This is a genomic window from Paenibacillus sp. FSL P4-0338, from assembly GCF_038002365.1.
GTDB lineage: Bacteria > Bacillota > Bacilli > Paenibacillales > Paenibacillaceae > Paenibacillus_AQ.
The window spans coordinates 2,073,279-2,094,722 of sequence record NZ_JBBOCG010000001.1 but is presented as its reverse complement, the minus strand read 5'-3'; the positions used below and the strand labels follow the sequence as shown (position 1 = coordinate 2,094,722).

Below are 21,444 nucleotides of genomic sequence, written 5' to 3'. Positions count from 1 at the left end.
CTTAGTACAGCACTTCCACATTCTTCTCTGACAACAGCTTCAGCCACGCTTCTGAAGGCTTGCGGTCGGTAATCAGCACATCGATCCGGCTTAGCTCTGCGAGCCTGGCGAAGGCTGTCTGGTCGAACTTGGTATGGTCTGCGAGCAGCACAACCTTGTGTGCCTGGCGCAGCATATATTTCTTCAGCTCACATTCCGGTTCATTGGAGTCGGTGACCCCGCGGTCCATATCCAGAGCCTTGCAGCTGATTATGGCAGTGTCCACATTGTAGCGCTGGATGGTCTCATGGGCTACGGGGCCGACAAGCGACAGGGAACGGTGGCGGAGTGAGCCGCCTGTAGAAATAATGCTGTGGCTTGAGCTCGCGAACTCATGAAGAATGTTGATCGAATTGGTGATGATCGTCAGATTACTTTTATTACCCAGCAGCTTCAAGAATTCAAACGAGGTCGAGCTGGGGTCCACCATTAGCGTATCCCCGTCATTAATCAGATCCAGCGCCTGGATCGCTATTCTGCGTTTGATATCCGTATTGAGTGCTCCCCGGGTCAGAAAAGGCAGGTCCTCATTGGTATGCCTGTTCAGCATGGCTCCGCCGTAGGTCCGGCTTACAATGCCATCCTTCTCCAGCTTCTCCAGGTCTCTGCGGATCGTCTCCTCTGTCACCTCGAACATCCGGCTGAGATCGGACACCAGCACCCGTTTGTCCTGATGGACAAGGTCGATTATTTTTTTGCGTCTTTCGGCAGCGAGCATACGTATCACCTTTCCAGAGTTGATAGTCTTAATATAGACTGTAATTTCTGTGTTGTACAACATAATGAACCTTATTTGCTCTGAAACCCACAATAATAATCGTTTATTCTCCACAAAACAAACAATAAACAAATAAAAACAACTTAAATAGTGTTTAAAGTGTTGACAACACAGATTAACGGCGATACGATGAAAAGGTCAACAGGTTGAATGTATGCTTACAGTGTTCATTAACTATTTATGTGCCCGGGAGGCTGGTTAAGCAATGAGTACTCATGTCTATTATGTGCCGTCAATTAACATTATGGGAAAGGGCTGTCTGAAGGACATCGCCCCGTACATTCAAGAGCTGAATCTGCAGAAGGCGCTTGTGGTCACAGACAAATTCCTGATGAAGAGCGGAATCGCCGGAAGGCTGCTGGCTATGCTGGATGAAGCGGGAATTCAGTATGTGGTATATGATGAAGTGAAGCCGAATCCTACCTGCAAAAATGTTCATGACGGCGTGGAATTTCTGAAGCAGCACGAATGTGACTATCTGATCTCTATCGGCGGCGGCTCGCCGCAGGATACGGCCAAGGCCATCGGCATTGTTGCCACTAACGGCGGGCATATTGCAGATTATGAAGGCGTTCACAAATCAAAGAACAAATCTCTGCCGATTGTCGCGGTGAACACGACGGCCGGGACTTCAAGTGAAGTGACGATCAATTACGTGATTACGGATGAAGAGCGCAAGATCAAGATGGTCATGGTAGACAAGAACAGTATCGCCACCATCTCGGTGAATGATCCGGAGCTGATGGTTGATAAGCCCGCTGCACTTACGGCGGCTACGGGCATGGATGCCCTGACGCATGCAATTGAAGCGCTGGTCACTCCAGGCGCATATCCGGTAACCGATGCTACCGCTCTGGCTGCGGTGGAGCTGATCTTCGCCAATCTGGCGCGGACGGTGACGAATGGACACGATATTGAAGCGCGTGAGCAGATGGTCTATGCCATCTTCCTCGGCGGCCTCGCCTTCAATAACGCAGGCTTAGGCTACGTGCATGCCATGGCCCATCAGCTCGGCGGGGTCTATGATCTGCCGCACGGCGTGTGCAATGCGATGCTGCTGCCATACGTGGAAGAAGAGAATGCCAAGCATGTGCCGGAGAAATTCAGAGCGATCGCCAGAGCTGCCGGTATGCAGACCGAAGGGCGAAGCGACAAGGAATGTGCGGATTACGTCATCGAGTCGATCAAGGCCCTGTCTAAGGAGGTTGGCATTCCTGCCAAGCTGTCCGAGCTGGGTGTTGCTGAAGTAGATCTCGATCTGCTTGCTGAGAATGCAATGAAGGATGCCTGCGCACCTGGTAACCCTTTTATTCCTACCAAAGATGAAGTAATCGCGTTATTCCGCAAAATTCTGTAAATCACCTTTCATAGAATAGGAGATTCCCTATGACCTATCATATCGCCGTCGATATCGGCGCCTCCAGCGGACGGCTTGTACTTGGACAGCTCGTGGACGGGAGACTCCAGCTTGCGGAGCTTCACCGTTTCAGCAATGGCTTCACGGAGCAGGACGGCTCCTGCTTCTGGGATATGGATTATTTATTGGATGAAATTATTAAAGGTCTGCACCAGGCGAAGCTAAGAGGCATTCACGAATGCACCCTCGGCATTGACACCTGGGCGGTAGATTATGTGCTGCTGGATGCCGAAGGCAAGCGGATGAACGAGGTCTATGCCTACCGTGACCGCCGGACGGACGGGGTGATGGAGGAGGTTGCGAAGCTGCTCCCGCCGCATAAGGTCTACGCCAAGACCGGCATTCAGCAGCTTACCTTCAATACGCTGTATCAGCTATATGCACATGACCGGGAAGAGCTGAAGGCAGCGGATCAGATTCTGCTGGTGCCGGATTATCTCTACTACCGGCTCGGCGGATGGAAGATGAACGAGGTTACCAATGCATCCACGACACAGCTACTCAATCTTGCGACCCGTGATTTCGACCCTGAGCTGCTGGAATTCCTGGGTCTGCGGCGTGAACAGTTCGCTCCGCTGACTGAGCCGGGGGAAGAGCTTGGCTTCCTCTCAGCGGAGCTGGTGGAACGGTATGATCTGCCGGAATGCCGCCTGATCTGCGTGGCCACACATGACACAGCATCTGCGGTACTCGGTGTGCCTGCTCAGAAGGACCGTTCGTCAGCCTATCTTAGCAGCGGGACCTGGTCTCTGCTGGGAGTAGAGCTGGATCACCCGCTCAATGACAGCAGAGCGATGGCAGCCAATTATACCAACGAATGGGGCGCTTACGGGACTTACCGGTTCCTGAAGAATATTATGGGCCTCTGGCTAATCCAGGAAGTGCGCAGACTGGACGGCGAAAGGTTTAGCTTCGCGGAACTGGCAGAGCAGGCCGGGCAATGCGCAGGCTTCCGCAGCCTGATTCCCTGTAATCATCCGCGGTTCCTTAAGCCCGGCGATATGATTCAGGAGGTCCGCCAGGCCTGCTTGGAGAGCGGTCAGCCTGTGCCGCAGACTCCCGGTGAGCTGGCCCGCTGTATCTTCGACAGTCTGGCGCTATCCTACCGCAGCTATCTGGCTGAGCTGGAAGACCTCACCGGGGAGCGCACCTATGTGTTGCAGATTGTCGGCGGCGGCGCTAACAATAGACTGCTGTGCCAGCTGACGGCAGATGTGACCGGCAGAGAAGTACTGGCCGGACCGACCGAGTCCACAGCTTTGGGTAATCTGGCTGTGCAGATGATTGAGGCGGGCCGCATGGCAGACATCCATGACGCCCGTCAGATTATCGGCCAGTCCTTCTCGATTCAGTCTTATCTGCCGCAGCCGGTTCCTCAGCTGGCGGAGCTGCTGATCCGCTGGGAGCAGCTTCAACCGGGAGCGAATGTTCACAATACGTAATTAGGAGGCAACAGCATGGATCAGAGCATCATTAACAGCTACAACGAAGCCAAGAAATTATATGCAGCCCATGGGATTCATACGGATGAGGTACTGGAGAAGCTGGCGCAGATCAAAGTATCGCTGCACTGCTGGCAGGGCGACGATGTACGGGGCTTCCTGTTCAAAGATAAAGAGCTGAGCGGCGGCATTGCCGTGACTGGCAGCTACCCCGGCCGGGCCGGTACACCGGAGGAGCTGCGTCAGGATCTGGAGAAAGCCCTCTCGCTGATTCCCGGCAAGCATAAGGTCAATCTGCATGCGATCTATGCCGATACGAAGGAGCAGGTGGATCTGGATGAGCTGGCGCCGCGCCATTTCACGAACTGGGTGGAATGGGCCAAGGAGCAGGGATTAGGTCTTGATTTCAATCCGACCTGCTTTTCGCATCCCAAGGCGGCGGATGGCTTCACCCTCAGCCATGCGGACGAAGAGATCCGCAGCTTCTGGATTAAGCATTGCAAGGCTTCCCGCAGCATTGCCGAGCACTTCGGCCGCGAGCTGGGCCAGCCGTGTGTCACGAATTTCTGGGTGCCTGACGGCTACAAGGATACTCCGGTGGACCGGCTGGCACCGCGCATGCGTCTGAAGGAATCGCTGGATGAAATCTTCAGCGAGGAGATGGATCCGCAGTACACGATCGATGCCGTGGAGAGCAAGCTGTTCGGTATCGGCTCGGAGAGTTACGTGGTCGGATCGCATGAGTTCTACATGGGCTACGGCCTGACACGCGGCAAGGCCATCTGCCTGGATGCCGGACATTTCCATCCGACGGAAGTGATCTCGAACAAGCTCAGCTCCATCCTGATGTTCAGCGAGCAGCTGCTGCTGCATGTCAGCAGACCGGTCCGCTGGGACAGTGATCATGTAGTCACGATGGACGATGAGCTGCTGGAGATTGCCCGCGAGCTGGTTCGCGGGGATCTGCTGCCGCGCACGCATATCGGCCTCGACTTCTTTGACGGCAGTATCAATCATCTGGCGGCTTGGGTAATCGGCACGCGCAATACGATCAAGGCCCTGCTGCGCGCCATGCTGGAGCCGGTAGAGGAGCTTCGGGCCATTGAACGGGCTGGAGATTACACCTCGCGGCTGGCCTTGGTGGAAGAATTCAAGTCCTATCCGTTCGGTGCCGTCTGGGATTACTACTGCGCTTCGCAGGGAACCCCGGTCCGCGAGGGGTGGCTGGCTGAAGTGAAGAGCTATGAGCAGGAAGTATTGGCTCTAAGATAAGATCAAGCTGCTGAAAACACAAAATAACAAGTACCCGCACGCTGAAGGGGCATATAGAAGGAGAGAGAGCATATGAGTACATCCGTAATTGAATCCAAGGGGTATATATCCGGCGTCACTGCGCCTTTTATCGAGGAAATGTCCGAAATTACCCATCACATGTGGTCGCTGGGCTGGGATGAGCTGAACGGGGGCAATGTAAGTTACCTCCTGGATGAAGAAGAGGTAGCCAAATATATCAATATCCGCGAGCCGCTGCGTACGATCAGCCTTACCTTCCCTGTCGCGGAGCTGGCGGGCAAATACTTCATCGTTACCGGATCAGGCAAGTATTTCCGTAATGTGATCAAGGACCCGGAAGCCAACCTTGGTGTACTGCGTGTCAGCAGCAGCGGCGAGAGTGTGGAGGTATTGTGGGGACTGCGCAGCGGCGCTGTTCCGACCAGTGAGCTTGCTTCCCACTTCATGAGCCACATCGAGCGGCTGAAGGTAGATCCCGCGCACCGGATTGTGCTGCATACTCATGCAACGAACGTGATTGCCATGACGTTCACCCATGATTTGAATGAGCTGAAATTCACCAAGACTCTGTGGGAGATGTGCACGGAATGTCTGGTGGTCTTCCCGGATGGCGTCAGCGTCATTCCCTGGATGGTTCCGGGCAGTAGTGAGATCGGGCGGGCCACCGCGGATAAAATGAAGGATTACCGCGTGGTCATCTGGCCGCAGCATGGCATCTTCGTGACCGGCCAGACTATGGATGCGACGTTCGGATTAGTAGAGACCATTGAGAAGGCCGCCATCGTCTATAATCTGATCGGCGGACGAGAAATTAAGCAGAAGATTACCGATCAGCAGCTGGCTGATCTGGCTGCAGCCTTCCGGGTGACTCCGAAAGCCGGCGTGCTGGACTTATAAGACATTATCGGCCGCTCTTAGACTGGCAGTAATTTGCATTTGCCGCCGGAAACCGTCATACTATGCTTACTTAAAGTAATCATCGTATGAATTGGAGGCTAGTGGATTATGAATGTTGCTGCATTGTTTGAACCTTTTGAATATGGAGGCCTGTCCCTCCGCAACCGTGTGGTGATGGCACCGATGACCCGGGTGCATTCCCCTGGAGGCGTACCCGGTCCTGAGGTGGCAGCGTATTACCGCCGCCGCGCGGAAGGCGGGGTAGGCCTGATCATAACGGAAGGCACAGCCATTGATCATCCGGCGGCGGTCAGCCATCAGGATATCCCGAACTTCCATGGCGAAGCCTCCCTGGAGGGCTGGGCGCAGGTCGTGCGCGAGGTGCATGCCGCAGGGGGCAAGATCATGCCACAGCTCTGGCATGTCGGCATGGCCCGCAGCATCGGTGAAGGGCCTAACACTTCGGCGCTGCCGATTGGCCCATCCGGGCTGAGTCTGGCCGGAGAGCAGGTCACGGAGCCGATGACGAAGAGCGAGATTCAGGCCATCGTCAGTGCCTTTGCCAAGGCGGCGAAGGCTGCCAAGGCCATCGGCTTCGACGGAATTGAGCTGCACGGTGCCCACGGCTATCTGATCGACCAGTTCTTCTGGGAGAAGACCAACCGCCGGACCGATGAATACGGCGGCGATCTGGAAGCGCGCACCACCTTTGCGGTGGAAGTAGTCGATGCCTGCCGCCGCGCGGTAGGACCGGATTTCCCGATCATCCTACGTTTCTCGCAGTGGAAAGCCGGAGCCTATGACGCCAAGCTGGCTGAGACTCCTGAGGACCTGGCCCGCTTCCTGGCTCCGCTCAGCAATGCGGGCGTGGATATCTTCCACTGCTCGACCCGGCGGTTCTGGGAGCCGGAATTCGCAGGCTCGGAGCTTAACCTGGCAGGCTGGACGAAGAAGATCACGGGCAAGCCTGCCATTACAGTAGGTTCTGTGGGACTGGATAGTGCGTTCACCAGTGCGGTCACGGAGAAGAACCAGGACGACAATATCGACCGTCTGCTGGAACGCCTGGAACGGGCTGAATTCGATCTGGTAGCAGTTGGCCGGGCGCTGATCAGCGATCCTGCATGGCCTGCCAAGGTGCAGGCGGGCAAGCCGGACGAGATTATTCCGTTCACCTCCGAGGCGACCCAGACTTTGTACTAATAGATAGAGGTCAACACTACCACCCTGTGCACCCGGCATCAGTCTATTCGCTGATGTCTGTGGGCATGGGGTGTTCTTTTTTATCCGTGAAGCCTAATTCTTATCCGTTATCCCGGCCCCAAGCGGAATTTCTTCTCGCAAACAGCCTTCGCCTGATCACCTCTGGATTTGTGAGTTGCGACTACCTCTCCGTCATACAGAATGGTACAGCTGATCCAGCTGGCCGCCTCATCCTTGTCTGCCTGCACCTTAGTGGAGGTTAGCGGGATGAAGGTGTCCTTGGGGATGGTAAATTCCTCTCTGTAAGGAACTTCGATAGTATCCAGATAGACACTTTCCGGATGCTTCCGGGCATCAATGTCCACCTCCAGATTAACTGCCGAATCGCTGTCACTTTCAATTAGCACCTCTACCCGTATGGCATCGGCATCCGGTTCATTCTGTACTGGGGAGGACTCAGCGATCATTCCATCCTTGGATTCTTGTGTTATTCCGCAGGCCCATAATAGAAGCAGTACACTGGCCAGCAGGGCTGTCCTTCCTATTTTCCAGATCATCATCTCTATTTGTTTAGGTTTACTCATGTCTGTTCTCCTTTCCTGGTGTGCAGATAATAGCGGATCATCTCATCTACAAAAGACATGAATGCGCGATCCATGCCCATCACGATAGGCTCTGCCCCGTCAGCGGGTCTGATCTGCTCCCAATACTTATCCAGCAGCTTGGCATCACCCTCGAATAGCTCCAGTGCCTTGTCGTACAACCGGCCCGCCACATGTTGTGCTTCTGGAGTATAGGGTGATGAGGACTTTAACCGTACTGCCTGCTCCAAAATATCCAAAAGCTCCTCCATCTGCCGGTTGTTGCTGCCAAGCACAGGGAGATGCTGAAGAATCCCGGTTTCCTTAGCCGTAAAGGGTGAATCCTCCGTGAATTCGGCAGGTATGATTTCTCCGCTCAAAGGGCGGTTATTCATGGCACTAATGATGTGTGTCAGATCCTGCAAATTCTCCGTTCCCTTGAGCCGGATGGCATGAATGGTTGACCGGAGATAATACTGTTTGCGGCTTAACTCTTCCTTCTTCTGTTCTATCAGCTCTATCTGCTCGTGTAATGAAGCGATCCAATTATCATCTTCTTGCGCAGAATGCATATTCTCTAACAGCCCTTTAATCTGTTCTAAGGTATAGCCGACCGATTTCAATAAAAGAATTTTTTGAAGCCGGAGGATGGCTTTGGCATCATAATAGCGATATCCGTTCTCTGAAATAAGTGCGGGCTGTAACAGCGCAATTTGTTCATAGTGATACAGGGTTCTTTTGCTGATATTTGCGGTCTTCGCTAACTCCCCAATGCGGATCATAGTTACGTTCCCTCCTCAACAACACTATAAACGATAACGTATACGTTATAGTAAAGCTTTTAAATCCAACTTGACCCGGACATAGAATGGTATCTATTGGGATTCTTATGATATAATTTGACATTAGAAAAGCACGGAAAATATGGGGACATCAGCAGAGGATGTGACGTTAGCATGGCGAAGGGGAGCAAGGATTACGGGCAGTATTTCGATTTCACAGATGCCAAGATCATCAGCGAGACTGAAGGCAAGACCACTTACCGGATCAAAGGCAGAAACGTACAGATCAACAGCCAGCCCGATTACAAGGAGGGCAAGCGGCGGGGCAAGGAAGAGATCGAGGTGCACTATCATTTCGACATTCCACCGGAGATGGCAGATTTCGGTGCAGGCAAGAGCTATCATATTACCACCTACGGCTGCCAGATGAATGAGCATGACACGGAGACGATGAAGGGAATGCTGGAGCAGCTCGGTTACCAGGCGGCGGAAGAACGCAGCGAAGCTGATATTATTTTACTTAATACATGTGCGATCCGCGAGAATGCGGAGGATAAGGTATTCGGAGAGCTGGGCCATCTCAAAACACTGAAGCTCGAGAAGCCCGGCCTGCTCCTGGGGATCTGCGGCTGTATGTCCCAGGAGGAGGGCGTGGTCAACCGGATCATGAGCCGGTACGGCTTCGTGGATCTGATCTTTGGCACACATAATATCCACCGCCTGCCGGAGCTGATCAAGGAAGCGGTGTTCAGCCGTGAGCTGGTCATTGAGGTCTGGTCCAAGGAAGGCGACATCATTGAGAATCTGCCGAAGAAGCGGGAGGGTCTGCGCGCCTGGGTGAACATTATGTACGGCTGCGACAAATTCTGTACCTACTGCATTGTGCCGTTCACCCGGGGGAAGGAGCGGAGCAGACGTCCGGAGGATGTCATTGCCGAGGTGCGGGAGCTGGCCCGCCAAGGGTTCAAGGAAGTAACGCTGCTGGGGCAGAATGTGAATGCCTACGGCAAGGATTTTACCGACATTGATTATACCTTCGGCGACCTGATGGACGAGATGCGGGGAATCGATATTCCGCGTATCCGGTTCATGACCTCGCATCCGCGTGATTTTGACGACAAATTGATTCATGTACTGGGCAAAGGCGGCAATCTGGTGGAGCATATCCATCTGCCGGTGCAGTCGGGAAGCACAGCTGTGCTGAAGCGCATGAGCCGCAAATATACCCGTGAAGCCTATCTGGAGCTGGTCAGTAAAATTAAGGAAAACGTGCCGGATGCGGTGCTGACTACCGATATTATTGTCGGCTTCCCCGGTGAGACGGAGGAGCAGTTCGAGGAGACACTGTCCCTGGTGCGCGAAGTAGGGTATGATATGGCGTATACCTTCATTTATTCTCCGCGTGAAGGGACTCCGGCAGCCGGCATGGACGATAATGTTCCGTCAGAGGTCAAGAGCGCGCGTCTCCAGCGTCTGAATGATCTGATCAAGGAGCAGAGCCGGCTGGGGAATGAACGGATGCTGGGCCGGCGGGTGGAGGTATTGGTGGAAGGCGAGAGCAAGAATAATGCCCGGATGCTGGCCGGACGTACCCGTGACAGTAAGCTGGTGCATTTTGAAGGCCCGTCCTCCCTGATCGGCACGCTGGTGCAGGTGAGCATTACCGGCGCGAAGACTTGGTACATCCAGGGGGACTATCTGGCGGAAGCCGCAGCGGTCCTCTAATTATAGAGAAATGGGGCGAGAAGAATGAGCCAGGAAGAAGCACGACTGAATGAATATGGCATGCAGACCCACAATACCCGTGATTTAATTGTCCGGGAGGATATTATGGGCAAGGCGAAGGACTTGGCTGCACTCATCTCCACCAGTGAGGAGGTCCGTCATTTCCAGCAGGCTGAGCAGAAGATTCTGAATCACGAGCGTGTGCAGGGACTCATTGCTACGATTAAGAAGAAGCAGAAGGAGATCGTGGCGTTCGAGAGCTTCAAGAACCAGGCCATGGTCGAGAAGATTGAACGTGAGATCGAAGAACTGCAGGATGAAATCGACAGTATCCCGGTTGTGAACGAGTTCCAGCAGAGCCAGAGCGATATCAATTATCTGCTGCAGATGGTGATTTCAGTGATCAGGGATACCGTTTCGGATAAAATCAATGTGGAAGCAGGCACCGAGGCGCCGCCGTCCACATGCGGAGATTAAGGCGAACACCCCGGGGGCGGATGTGAATCCGTCCCTTTTTACATAGCAAGCGGGCCGGCTCAGGTTGATTTTGGGCGGACAGGTTTGGTACATTAAAAGATACGAACAACAAACAATAGCACGGCAAAGGATGATCTATAGTGACTGAGAACGCGGAACAAACCTATAACGCCAAGAAGTACCGCACACCGGATGGCGTTCCGGCGGATATTGTCATGTTTACACTAACCAAGCGCGAGCGGAAGACCGTCACGAAGACGTTGCCGCTGCGCGAGCTGAAGGTGATGCTGGTCCGGCGCAAAAAATGGCCGTGTGCAGGCATGTGGGCCCTGCCGGGCGGCTTTTGCCAGGAGGATGAATCGATCTATGATGCCGCTACGCGCGAGTTGAAGGAAGAAACAGGCGTGGACGGCGGACATTTGGAATATCTCGGCGTCTACAGCCAGCCGGGCCGTGATCCGCGCGGCTGGATTATCAGCCATGCCTTCTTTGCACTGGTCGAGGAGTGGATGCTGGAGCAGCGGCAGGCTTCGGATGATGCAGGCGAGGTTGGCCTGTTCACACTGCAGGAAGCGCTGGAGGAGCTGGAGCTGGCTTTTGACCACCATGATATTATTACCGATGCCTACCTGCGGATTCAGCAGCAGATGCTGCAGACGACGATTGCCCGGCAGTTCCTGCCGCGCCATTTCACGCTGAGCGAGCTGTACCAGGTGATCCAGACGGTGGTGCCGGAATTCAAAGAACCGAATTTTATCCGCAAAATTACGTCAACACGCAGCCGTCAGGGTATATTAAAAGAAGTGAGCGATGAAGCGGGGAATCCGCTCAGCTCCAATCAATACTCCCAGCGCCCGGCACAGCTCTATATGTTCACGGACCATGAGCCGTTATTATCCATTTATACGTAAGCTGCCGGGAAGTGCAGGCCCATTACCTTTTAGGAGGCTATCCTACCATGAGAGCACTGATTGTAATTGATTTCACGAATGATTTCATTGACGGGAACCTGCCTGTCGGCCAGCCCGGCATCGATATTGCGCCCAGAGTCAGTGAATTGACGGAGCAATTCGTGCGCAGCGGGGACTATGTGGTGATGGCTGTAGATCTGCATGAAGCCGATGACCCGTACCACCCGGAGGCCAAGCTGTTTCCGCCGCATAATCTGCGGGGAAGCCAGGGGCGTGAGCTGTACGGCAGCCTGAAGGCTGTCTACGAGGAGAATCGGGAAGCTATCTACTGGATGGACAAAACACGTTACAGCGCCTTCTGCGGCACGGATCTTGCGTTGAAGCTGCGTGAGCGGGGGATTACCGAGGTGCATCTGATCGGGGTCTGCACGGATATCTGTGTGCTGCATACGGCAGTGGATGCCTACAACCACGGCTTCGGGATTACGGTCCATGAGGATGCCGTCGCCAGCTTCAATCCTGACGGTCATGTTTGGGCGCTTGGACATTTCCGCGGCAGTCTTGGCGCGAAGGTTGTCACGGCGTTAGGAGAGCAGTAACACATCATCTGGGACAGAACCCGAATAACAACAGTGTAACGACTAGGAGATGAGGACTTGAGGAGAGAACTTGCTCTACATACAGACAAATACCAGATTAATATGATGTATGCCCACTGGATGAATGGCACACACAAACGCCGGGCAGTATTCGAAGCTTACTTCCGCAGGCTGCCGTTCGGCAACGGGTTCGCTGTGTTCGCCGGGCTGGAGCGGATTGCCCAGTACATCGCGGAGTTGCGGTTCACGGAAGAGGATATCCGCTACCTGTCGGAACAGGAGGAGAATTATGCGCCGGCCTTCCTGGAGGAGCTGCTGCAGTTCCATTTCCAGGGCAGTCTCCATTCCATGAAGGAAGGGGCCCTGGTATTCCCGGATGAGCCGCTGATCCGGGTCGAAGGCACAATTATGGAGGCGCAGCTGGTCGAGACTGCGATCCTTAACTTCATGAACTATCAGACGCTGATCGCTACCAAGGCGTCGCGGATCAAGCAGGTGGCCCCTAACGACACGCTGCTGGAGTTCGGAACACGCCGCGCACAGGAAGCGGATGCCGCAGTCTGGGGCGCCCGTGCCGCTTATGTCGGCGGTTTCCACGCGACCTCTAATATGCTGGCCGGTAAGAAATTCGGCATCCCTACGAAGGGCACCCATGCCCATTCCTGGGTGCAGAGCTTCCCGAGCGAGCAGGAGGCGTTCGACGCTTATGCGAGAGTGATGCCGGACGGCGTGACGCTGCTGGTGGATACGTTCGATACCCTGCGCAGCGGTGTGCCGAATGCGATCAACACGGCGAAGAAGCTGGAGGCGCAAGGCAAGCGGATGAACGGCATCCGGCTGGACAGCGGTGACTTGGCTTATCTGTCCCGCAAGGCGCGCGAGATGCTGGATGAAGCCGGGCTGCAGTATGTGAAGATCGTGGCCTCCAATGATCTGGATGAGAACACCATCATGAACTTGAAGTCGCAAGGGGCGGCAATTGACACATGGGGAGTCGGAACCCAACTGATTACCGCTTCGGATCAGCCTTCACTGGGCGGCGTCTACAAGCTGGTCGAGATTGAAGCACCCGGCGGCGAGATGATCCCTACGATCAAGATCTCTTCCAATCCCGAGAAGGTCTCTACGCCCGGCAAAAAGGAAGTCTACCGCATTATCGGCCAGAACGGCAAAGCGCTGGCTGATTATATCAGCTTCGCGGATGAGCCTGCGCCCCGCAGCGGTGTCCGGCTGAAGCTGTTCAACCCGCTGCATCCTTATATGAAGAAGCATGTGGAGCGTTACGACGCGGTGCGGATGCTGGAGCCGATTGTGGTGAACGGCTTCCAGGTCTATACCCTGCCGGATTTGGCGGAGATCCGCCGCTACCATCAGGAGCAGCTTGACCTGTTCTGGCCGGAGTATCTGCGTAAGCTGAACCCGGAAGTCTTCCGCGTGAATCTCAGCGAGCAGCTATGGAACCGCAAGCAGCAGCTGATTGCAGAGCATATGATTACCGATGTGGAGTAGAACCTGGTCGGCATTTCATTAGAACAAGAATATAGTCAGCCCTCTCAGGCCTGCCGTGCGAACCCGGCGGTTTGAGAGGGCTTTTTGTGTGAGCGGCCATCTGCTTATTGACAGCAAGTCTATGAAATCATATATTGAATATGTTACAAATGACAAAAATGGAAGAAAGAGATCGGTTTTTGCAACAAAATTGTAAGCGCTCTAAAATCCGCCCTCAATCTCATTATATCTGCTACGCTCATTCATGTAGCCGCCACTCTCGGTGTAGGAGGTGAGCTTTTCCTGCCATTGCCCATTTGTGAGACAAGCAATTCTATAACGTTATCAATCCACTAACTGTTAAGGAGTGAAAGAATTATGAACAAGCAAACCAAGCACAAGCTGCACTGGGCAAGTCTGCTGCTTCTATGTCTGGCCATCTTCATCCTGCCTGCCGGATCTGCCTTCGCCGCTGTGAACAAGCCGTTCCCGCAGCATACGGTCTACACCAGCGGAACTATTAAGCCGAATCATGTAAGCCAGACTGCACTTGATAATGCGGTGAAGACCAAATGGGATGCCTGGAAGGGGACGTACCTCAAGCCGGCCGGCACCGGGAAGTATTATGTGAAGTATAATTCGAACGGGGAGACCGTATCTGAAGCACAGGGCTACGGGATGCTGTTCACCGTTCTGATGGCCGGCTATGACGGCAATGCGCAGACCTATTACAATGGACTCTATAATTATTACACCGAGCATCCCAGCTCTATTAATCCTTACCTGATGTCCTGGAAGCAGAACAGCAGCTTCCAGAATGTCGAAGGCCAGAACTCGGCCACAGACGGCGACTTGGATATCGCTTACTCTCTGCTGCTCGCTCATAAGCAATGGGGAAGCAGCGGAACTGTAAACTATTTGCAGGCTGCGACCAATATTATCAACGCTATCATGAATAATGACATCAATCAGTCCCAGTGGACAATCCGTCTCGGAGACTGGGCGAACAGCGGCTCTTATAACACAGCCACCCGCCCGTCGGATTTCATGGTGAATCATTTCAAAGCCTTCCAGGCCGCTACGGGGGATGCCCGCTGGCAGAACGTAACGAACAAGACTTATACCTTGATCAACAGCCTATATAGCGGCTATAGCTCCACAACCGGTCTGCTTCCTGACTTCGTAGTCTATTCTAACAATACGTATCAGCCAGCTGCCGCGAACTTCCTGGAATCTCAGCGTGACGGGGATTACAACTATAATTCGTGCCGGGTTCCATGGCGGATCACCACCGATTACCTGCTCACCGGCGACAATCGTGCCTTATCCCAGTTGACTCAGCTTAACACCTGGATTAAGACCAAGACAGGAGGCACACCAGGCAATATCAAGGATGGCTACAAGCTCGACGGAACCACCTTCGGCAGCTACAACAGCGGAGCCTTTTACGGCCCCTTCGGTGTGGGTGCAATGACCTCATCCGCGAACCAGAGCTGGCTGAACTCCCTCTGGAGCCATACAGCTAACAGCGCACCAGAGAATTATTATGAAGACAGCCTTAAGCTGTTCTCGATGATTGTCATGTCTGGAAATTGGTGGGCTTACTAAGCAGGAATAGTAATGAAGATGGAACTCCTTCCTTGAGCGGACAGGAGTTTCTTTCTTTTGGTACCAGGCACCTGTGATATATATCATTATTTCTGTGATATTTTTAACATCTTAATTTTTAATTTTATTGCTAAATTAAGGATGACATCTCATCCACAGCTTGCTTAGGAAAGTGCGGAATTACACAGAATTTTCACATTTTGCCGTTTTCATGGAAGCTTTCCTTCTATTGAAATAACACCGCACTGTCGCGTATAAAGAAACCTGCATAAATCTATAAAGAATTGTGATTTCCTGAGTGTGGAAAATGCAAGATATGTCACTTCGCGGCTTACAAAATCAAGTTACAATCGTTGAAAAAGTCAAAAGGATGTACTAAGAAAGGGGTTATGTCGGTGGTACAATTGCCAATAGTAAATGAGCTGGGATTCTTTGAGATTCGTCTGGAGTCCATTGGAGGCCTGGGCGCGAACCTGGCAGGTAAAATGCTGGCGGAAGCAGGAGTGGTCGGCGCAGGGCTTAACGGCGTCAGCTTCTCATCGTACGGTTCGGAGAAGAAGGGGTCTGCGGTTAAGGCTCACATTCGTTTCTGTGATATGGATACCCATATCCGTGATACTTCGCCGGTCGAGCGTCCGCATGTTGTAGGCGTGTTCCACGAAGCACTTGCCAAGACCGTTAATGTAACCAGCGGAATTCATGAACACAGCACCGTTCTTGTGAACTCGGCCAAGACGCCGGACGAACTCAGAGAACTGCTGAAGATGAAAGCCGGCACGATTGCGGTGATCGATGCTACCAGCATCGCGCTCAAGGAGAAGAACCGCGTTAATATGGCGATGCTTGGGGCGCTGTTCCGGCTCTGCCCGTTCCTTGACACGGATATTATGAAGGGCGTCATTGAGAAGTCTCTCGGCAAAAAATATCCGCAGGCCGTCCAGTCGGCCATCTCCACCTTCGAGCGCGGCTACAATGAAGTGAAATTCATGCAGTTCGAGCTGGCTGCCGGCGACACTATGCCGGAATATGTACGTTCGGATATCTCGGCTCTCGGTTATGAGACTCAGCCGATCGGCGGAACGATCACGAACCCGGGCAGCAGCTTCCTGAAGAACCTCAGTATCTCCCGTTCCGGTATGCTTCCGGCATTTGAGATCGAGTCCTGTATCAACTGTGCACAGTGTGACACGGTATGTCCCGACCAATGCTTCGTGTGGGAAGAGCGCCTGGACCGCAAGGGCCGTTCGCAGATGTTCCTGCTTGGTATTGATTACCAGTACTGTAAAGGCTGCCTGAAATGTATCGGTGCCTGCCCGACCTCAGCATTATCCAGCATGAGAGAGAAGGAAGGCTTCGCAGACAGCCATACCGTGAAGCATCAGTTCGATCTGGTAACTCCAGTCTAAAACCCGGAAGAAAGGTGGAATACATTGTGGCTATTGATTATGAAAAAGAACTAGGCTCCGCCAAGGTGGAGCAGAAATTCCTATACGAGTCCGGCAATGAAATGGCGGCCTATGCCGCGCATCAGATTAACTATCATGTCATGGGTTATTTCCCGATCTCCCCATCGACTGAGGTGGCCCAGTTCCTCGATACGATGAAGGCCAGCGGCCAGCATGATATTATGCTGGTACCGTCCGACGGCGAGCACAGCTCCGCCGGGATCTGCTACGGCGCTTCGACGGCAGGCGGCCGTGTGTTCAACGCAACCAGCGCTCAAGGGTATATGTTCATGCTGGAGCAATTGCCTGTACAAGCAGGTACACGGATGCCAATGGTCATGAACCTGGTGTGCCGTTCGATCTCGGGACCGCTGAATATTCACGGAGACCACTCGGATCTGTATTTTGCCCTGAACACCGGCTGGCCGATCCTGATGTGCCGTGATCCGCAGTCGGTCTATGATATGAACCTGATGGCGCTGAAGCTGGCAGAACACGCCAAGGTCCGGCTGCCGGTAATGGTGGCCTCTGACGGTTACTTCACTTCGCACCAGAAGCGCCGGGTGCAGGCTTTTGCCCACCGTGAGGATGTCCACAAGTTCGTTGGCGAACAGCCGCCTGCAGGCTTCACCGATACCCTTGACCGCAATAACCCGGTCACTGTGGGACCTTACATGAATGAACCGGATTACATCAACAACCGCTATCAGCAATCCGTTGCGATGTACAATGCGGGTGAAGTCTTTGAAGAAATTGCCCAGGAATTCGCAGAGCTGACCGGACGCCATTATGAGATGATCGAGCAGTACCGGATGGAGGATGCCGATGTCGCTGTCTTCCTGATGAACTCCGCTTCGGAGATCATTAAGGACGTAGTCGATCAGCTCCGCGAGCAGGGAATCAAGGCAGGAGCGATCTCCCCGAACATGATCCGCCCGTTCCCGCAGAAGCAGATTGCCGAAGCGCTGAAGAATGTCAAAGCCATCACTGTAGGTGACCGTGCAGATTCGGTTGGCGGACACGGCGGTAATATGGTGAACGAGATTAAGGCAGCACTGTTCACTTACGGTAATACAACGACTAAGGTTATCAGCCGGATCTACGGACTTGGCGGTAAAGACTTCTACGCCGAAGACGGACACCACTTCTTCCAGCTGGCTATGGATGCCGTTGTTGCAGACCGTGTAGAGATTCCGTTCGATTACTATGGCCACAATCCGGGAGCGCCGGAGAATGCGCCGAAGCGTCTCTTGAAGCCGATGGACTTCGATAAGCTGAAGACCGGCCTGATCACGGTAACCCAGAACGAAGAGACCGGCAAGCTGAGTGTACGGGTTCCGCCGGTCCGCTCGCTGATGAAGAAGCCAAGACGTCTGTCTCCAGGGCACGGCGCATGTCCGGGCTGCGGGATTTTCTCCGGGCTGGAGCTGTTCTTCAAAGGGATCGAAGGCGATATCGTAGCGCTCTACCACACCGGCTGCGCGATGGTAACGACTACCGGTTATCCGTATTCCTCCCATAAATCGACGTTCATCCACAATCTGTTCCAGAATGGTGCGGCTACACTGTCCGGTGTGGTTGAGATGTTCTGGGAACGCAAACGCCGCGGTGAGCTTGACGGGCTGGGGCTGAAGGAAGACTTCACGTTCGTTATGGTTACCGGCGACGGCGGGATGGACATCGGAATGGGTCCTGCGATTGGTGCAGCGCTGCGCGGCCACAAGATGATCATCGTAGAATACGATAACGAAGGGTACATGAATACGGGTGCACAGCAGTCCTATTCCACACCGCTCGGACACCGTACTTCTACTTCAAGCATCGGCAAAACCCAACAGGGCAAGCTGACCCAGCACAAGGATACAGCGCAGATTATGGCGGCTACTAACATTCCTTATGTCTTCACCGGCTGTGAAGCTTATCCGCAGGATATGCTAAAAAAAGCGGCAAAAGCCCAGTGGTACGCGCAAAATGAAGGTCTGGTCTACGGCAAGATTCTCATTGCTTGTCCGCTGAACTGGATGAGCGAAGACAAGGACGGCACAGATATCGTGTCCCTGGCTGTCGAATCCTGCTTCTTCCCGCTATATGAAGTTGAGCAGGGAATTACAAGTATCACTTACAACCCGGAAGATAAGGACAAACGGATTGAAGTATCCGCCTGGCTGAAGACGATGGGCAAGACCCGCCATCTGCTGAAGCCGGAGAATGAACCGGCTCTGCGCAGCTTCGAGGGTGAAGTTCAGCGCCGCTGGAGCCGCCTCAAAGCGAAGCATGAGCATCCTGACTTGTAAGGTGTAAGATCTATTGGAAGCTTAGCATTCATAAGCATACGCAACAGCTAAAGTTAGCACCCGCCCGGCAGAGTCACTCTGCCGGGTTATTTGCAGCTGCAAATAACCCGAAAAAACTATTTATTAAAATACTTTTATAAAGTAATATAGTAACGAGGCGAAAGACAGTTAAAAAAGTGGTTTCGAGGTCAAGCCGCCACGCTACAGGTGGGGGAGTTCAACGATCATTGAAGGTTAGGCGGGGATAACATGGCAACGGTATTCTTAATCATTATTTATCTGGCGTTCATCAGCCTGGGACTGCCGGATTCGATGCTTGGCGCAGCCTGGCCGATTATCCGGCTGGATTTCGGAGCGCCGGTCGAGCTTGCCGGACTGCTGTCGATGATAGTGGTCGCCGGGACGATTATCTCAAGCTTGGCCAGCAGTGTAGTTCTAAAGCGGCTCGGAACGGGAATGGTTACTTTTATCAGCGTGGCGGTAACCGCTCTGGCCCTGCTCGGTTTCTCTTATTCCTCCTCGGTCCTCTGGGTGGCTATGCTGGCCTTACCGCTAGGTCTTGGGGCTGGTTCGATCGATACAGGGTTGAATAATTATGTGGCGACTCATTACAAAGCGCATCATATGAGCTGGCTGCATTGCTTTTGGGGAATCGGGGCTATGCTGGGGCCGATCCTGATGTCGCGGTATATTGCGAATGGCGAGTCCTGGAGAACGGGGTTTTTCGCGGTCAGTATGATTCAGTTCGCCCTAGTCGTGGTACTGTTCTTCAGCCTCCCGCTGTGGACAAAGGTAAGCAAACGGGGCGGACAGCAGCCTGTAGAGATGTCTGAGAAGTTAGATTCCCGGCCTGCGGCCGCTCCCGCTGAGGGTAAGGTGCTGCGGATCAAAGGCGTGAAGCTGGCGATGCTCACCTTCCTGTTCTATTGCGGAGTGGAAGCCACGGTGGGGCTATGGGGCAGCAGTTACCTGGTGAACGTCAAGGAGGTATCCCCGGCAACGGCGGCCGGATGGGTCTCGCTCTATTATGGCGGAATCACGGCCGGGCGGCTGATTACCGGCTTTATTACCTTTCGGTTCAGCAACCGTACGCTGATTCGCGGCGGGCTGGTGATTTCACTCGCGGGTGCGCTGCTGCTGGCCTTGCCGCTTCCGGCGGTATATTCACTGGTCGCTTTTATTCTGATTGGCCTCGGCTCGGCACCGATCTTCCCCTGCATGCTGCATGAGACGCCCGCCCGGTTCGGAGCGGAACATTCGCAGAAGATTATGGGGTATCAGATGGCCTTGGCATACACCGGCGGTGCATTTCTGCCTCCACTGTTGGGTTGGGCGGCGGCGCGGAGTACCTTCATGATTCTCCCGCCGGCAATGATTGGGTATATCATAGTGATGATAGTAAGCTCTGAAATCATTAACCGGATGATGAGCAAACGACAAGGAGAGGTGAGCCTGTAATGAGATTCATAGATTGGCAGGATGGAGCATGGAGCAATGAACCGGTGTCAAGCAGGACCGCGGACGGTCAACTGGTGGCCCATGCAGCGGAGGGCAGCGATTACTGGGAAAAAACGATGTACGGCTTCCAGCATGACAACGGTCATGCTCTGCTTGCCCCATGGGATAAGGCAGAGGCGGTAGAGATCAGCTTTGCGCTGGACGGGTTCACGGAGCTGTATGACCAGGCAGGCATCATGCTATGGCACAGTGGTGAGCAATGGATCAAGGCCGGTATTGAGCTGAATGACGGTGTTCCTCATATAGGTGCAGTTGTGACGGACGGTTACTCTGACTGGTCATTGTCCCCTGTTCCCGAGTGGAAGGGCGAGGTGATTACCCTCCGGGCTTCGCGGATGAAGGATGCGGTAATCCTCAGAGCTCGAACGGAGAATCATCCATGGCGGACCATCCGCGTTGCCCGGTTCCCTTATGAGACTGGCAGCCAAGCGGGACCGTTCCTGTGTGCTCCAACGCGTGCCGGCTTTCAGGTCACCTTCACCCGCTGGGCGGCTACAGCACCCGATGCAGACGTTCATACAGATCCGCCAATCGTATAGCTTTCCCCGACAAAGGCAAAACCGCCGATGTGCTTATCCTTCAAGCGCAGACGGCGGTTTTGCCTTTTGCAATATTCTATCTTATAGACCGGAGAGGCAGACTAGACTATCTTCTTCTGCTGCGCACCATTGCGGTAGGACCGCACATTTCATCCCGGACGGAATAAGTGTAGATATGGTGAGGGACCGGAACACAGTGGTGGCGTCTGACGACCTCGACATGGTGGACCACCTGGACCACCTGGGGATGATAGTAATCTTCATATACAACCTGTGTGGGATCTGTAACCGTTTCAGCAGGACATTTCGCACAATTTCTCATTACACTCAGCTCCTTCGCAGTGGACTTATGCCAGTATACGCGTTATGCAGGAGCCTGCTTGTTCATTCGTCTATTTTCCGGCAAAA

At 53.7% G+C, this 21,444-nt stretch carries 19 protein-coding genes; 15 read left to right on the top strand and 4 right to left on the bottom strand.

Features of this window, described 5'->3' with window-relative positions:
* Nucleotide 1 precedes the first annotated feature (1 nt).
* On the bottom strand, nt 2-757 hold the full coding sequence (locus tag MKZ07_RS09150; RefSeq protein WP_036699191.1) for a DeoR/GlpR family DNA-binding transcription regulator: 756 nt from the start codon (nt 755-757) through the stop codon (nt 2-4).
* Between the two features lie 265 nt (nt 758-1,022).
* Between MKZ07_RS09150 and MKZ07_RS09145 the strand changes: the two genes are divergently transcribed.
* The 5 genes from MKZ07_RS09145 to MKZ07_RS09125 all read left to right on the top strand — a co-directional run bounded on the left by MKZ07_RS09145 (nt 1,023) and on the right by MKZ07_RS09125 (nt 7,069).
* Entirely contained in the window at nt 1,023-2,174 is a 1,152-nt protein-coding gene (locus MKZ07_RS09145) for an iron-containing alcohol dehydrogenase (RefSeq protein ID WP_036699111.1), read from the top strand.
* Between the two features lie 29 nt (nt 2,175-2,203).
* Complete coding sequence (rhaB, locus tag MKZ07_RS09140) at nt 2,204-3,676, top strand: rhamnulokinase (protein WP_036699109.1); 1,473 nt, start codon at nt 2,204-2,206, stop codon at nt 3,674-3,676.
* A gap of 15 nt (nt 3,677-3,691) precedes the next feature.
* Nucleotides 3,692-4,948: an L-rhamnose isomerase gene (rhaA, locus tag MKZ07_RS09135; RefSeq protein WP_036699108.1), complete on the top strand. Its 1,257-nt coding sequence runs from the start codon at nt 3,692-3,694 to the stop codon at nt 4,946-4,948.
* Between the two features lie 72 nt (nt 4,949-5,020).
* The gene (gene rhaD / locus MKZ07_RS09130; RefSeq protein WP_036699107.1) at nt 5,021-5,866 is read left to right on the top strand and encodes a rhamnulose-1-phosphate aldolase; all 846 of its coding nucleotides are present in this window, start codon (nt 5,021-5,023) and stop codon (nt 5,864-5,866) included.
* A 108-nt stretch (nt 5,867-5,974) separates the two neighbouring features.
* Nucleotides 5,975-7,069, top strand: coding sequence for an NADH:flavin oxidoreductase (locus MKZ07_RS09125; protein WP_036699104.1), 1,095 nt, complete (start codon nt 5,975-5,977; stop codon nt 7,067-7,069).
* Nucleotides 7,070-7,176: 107 nt separating this feature from the next.
* On the opposite strand, the gene MKZ07_RS09120 is transcribed toward MKZ07_RS09125, so the two are convergent.
* Complete coding sequence (locus MKZ07_RS09120) at nt 7,177-7,653, bottom strand: hypothetical protein (protein ID WP_036699103.1); 477 nt, start codon at nt 7,651-7,653, stop codon at nt 7,177-7,179.
* A complete protein-coding gene (locus MKZ07_RS09115; protein WP_036699102.1) occupies nt 7,650-8,432 on the bottom strand; it encodes a MerR family transcriptional regulator in 783 nt (260 codons plus the stop codon). The genes MKZ07_RS09120 and MKZ07_RS09115 overlap by 4 nt, the downstream gene beginning before the upstream one ends.
* Before the next feature lie 174 nt (nt 8,433-8,606).
* Between MKZ07_RS09115 and miaB the strand changes: the two genes are divergently transcribed.
* From miaB to MKZ07_RS09065, 10 genes are all read left to right on the top strand, one after another.
* A complete protein-coding gene (gene miaB / locus MKZ07_RS09110; protein WP_076158415.1) occupies nt 8,607-10,157 on the top strand; it encodes a tRNA (N6-isopentenyl adenosine(37)-C2)-methylthiotransferase MiaB in 1,551 nt (516 codons plus the stop codon).
* Between the two features lie 24 nt (nt 10,158-10,181).
* Nucleotides 10,182-10,634 (top strand): RicAFT regulatory complex protein RicA family protein, encoded by a 453-nt coding sequence (locus MKZ07_RS09105; protein ID WP_036699099.1) that lies wholly within the window; start codon nt 10,182-10,184, stop codon nt 10,632-10,634.
* A gap of 140 nt (nt 10,635-10,774) precedes the next feature.
* Nucleotides 10,775-11,545, top strand: coding sequence for an NUDIX domain-containing protein (locus tag MKZ07_RS09100; RefSeq protein WP_036699096.1), 771 nt, complete (start codon nt 10,775-10,777; stop codon nt 11,543-11,545).
* A 47-nt stretch (nt 11,546-11,592) separates the two neighbouring features.
* Nucleotides 11,593-12,144, top strand: a complete 552-nt coding sequence (locus MKZ07_RS09095; RefSeq protein WP_036699095.1) for a cysteine hydrolase family protein — start codon at nt 11,593-11,595, stop codon at nt 12,142-12,144.
* Between the two features lie 57 nt (nt 12,145-12,201).
* Nucleotides 12,202-13,653: a nicotinate phosphoribosyltransferase gene (locus tag MKZ07_RS09090; RefSeq protein WP_036699092.1), complete on the top strand. Its 1,452-nt coding sequence runs from the start codon at nt 12,202-12,204 to the stop codon at nt 13,651-13,653.
* Between the two features lie 357 nt (nt 13,654-14,010).
* Nucleotides 14,011-15,240: a glycosyl hydrolase family 8 gene (locus tag MKZ07_RS09085; protein WP_341025583.1), complete on the top strand. Its 1,230-nt coding sequence runs from the start codon at nt 14,011-14,013 to the stop codon at nt 15,238-15,240.
* Nucleotides 15,241-15,635: 395 nt separating this feature from the next.
* A complete protein-coding gene (locus MKZ07_RS09080; protein ID WP_036699189.1) occupies nt 15,636-16,646 on the top strand; it encodes a 2-oxoacid:acceptor oxidoreductase family protein in 1,011 nt (336 codons plus the stop codon).
* A 26-nt stretch (nt 16,647-16,672) separates the two neighbouring features.
* On the top strand, nt 16,673-18,979 hold the full coding sequence (locus tag MKZ07_RS09075; RefSeq protein WP_036699090.1) for a thiamine pyrophosphate-dependent enzyme: 2,307 nt from the start codon (nt 16,673-16,675) through the stop codon (nt 18,977-18,979).
* A gap of 249 nt (nt 18,980-19,228) precedes the next feature.
* Nucleotides 19,229-20,437 carry an MFS transporter gene (locus MKZ07_RS09070; protein WP_341025582.1) on the top strand — a complete coding sequence of 403 codons (1,209 nt, stop codon included), beginning with the start codon at nt 19,229-19,231 and terminating at the stop codon, nt 20,435-20,437.
* On the top strand, nt 20,437-21,036 hold the full coding sequence (locus tag MKZ07_RS09065) for a DUF1349 domain-containing protein (protein ID WP_341025581.1): 600 nt from the start codon (nt 20,437-20,439) through the stop codon (nt 21,034-21,036). The genes MKZ07_RS09070 and MKZ07_RS09065 overlap by 1 nt, the downstream gene beginning before the upstream one ends.
* Nucleotides 21,037-21,142: 106 nt before the next feature.
* On the opposite strand, the gene MKZ07_RS09060 is transcribed toward MKZ07_RS09065, so the two are convergent.
* Nucleotides 21,143-21,358, bottom strand: coding sequence for a hypothetical protein (locus MKZ07_RS09060; RefSeq protein WP_084649044.1), 216 nt, complete (start codon nt 21,356-21,358; stop codon nt 21,143-21,145).
* Nucleotides 21,359-21,444: the final 86 nt, after the last annotated feature.

Coding starts and splice junctions, on each gene's coding strand:
- MKZ07_RS09150 (WP_036699191.1), bottom strand. CDS start 757: ATGCTCGCTGCCGAAAGACGCAAAAAAATAATCGACCTTGTCCATCAG.
- MKZ07_RS09145 (WP_036699111.1), top strand. CDS start 1,023: ATGAGTACTCATGTCTATTATGTGCCGTCAATTAACATTATGGGAAAG.
- rhaB (WP_036699109.1), top strand. CDS start 2,204: ATGACCTATCATATCGCCGTCGATATCGGCGCCTCCAGCGGACGGCTT.
- rhaA (WP_036699108.1), top strand. CDS start 3,692: ATGGATCAGAGCATCATTAACAGCTACAACGAAGCCAAGAAATTATAT.
- rhaD (WP_036699107.1), top strand. CDS start 5,021: ATGAGTACATCCGTAATTGAATCCAAGGGGTATATATCCGGCGTCACT.
- MKZ07_RS09125 (WP_036699104.1), top strand. CDS start 5,975: ATGAATGTTGCTGCATTGTTTGAACCTTTTGAATATGGAGGCCTGTCC.
- MKZ07_RS09120 (WP_036699103.1), bottom strand. CDS start 7,653: ATGAGTAAACCTAAACAAATAGAGATGATGATCTGGAAAATAGGAAGG.
- MKZ07_RS09115 (WP_036699102.1), bottom strand. CDS start 8,432: ATGATCCGCATTGGGGAGTTAGCGAAGACCGCAAATATCAGCAAAAGA.
- miaB (WP_076158415.1), top strand. CDS start 8,607: ATGGCGAAGGGGAGCAAGGATTACGGGCAGTATTTCGATTTCACAGAT.
- MKZ07_RS09105 (WP_036699099.1), top strand. CDS start 10,182: ATGAGCCAGGAAGAAGCACGACTGAATGAATATGGCATGCAGACCCAC.
- MKZ07_RS09095 (WP_036699095.1), top strand. CDS start 11,593: ATGAGAGCACTGATTGTAATTGATTTCACGAATGATTTCATTGACGGG.
- MKZ07_RS09085 (WP_341025583.1), top strand. CDS start 14,011: ATGAACAAGCAAACCAAGCACAAGCTGCACTGGGCAAGTCTGCTGCTT.
- MKZ07_RS09070 (WP_341025582.1), top strand. CDS start 19,229: ATGGCAACGGTATTCTTAATCATTATTTATCTGGCGTTCATCAGCCTG.
- MKZ07_RS09065 (WP_341025581.1), top strand. CDS start 20,437: ATGAGATTCATAGATTGGCAGGATGGAGCATGGAGCAATGAACCGGTG.
- MKZ07_RS09060 (WP_084649044.1), bottom strand. CDS start 21,358: ATGAGAAATTGTGCGAAATGTCCTGCTGAAACGGTTACAGATCCCACA.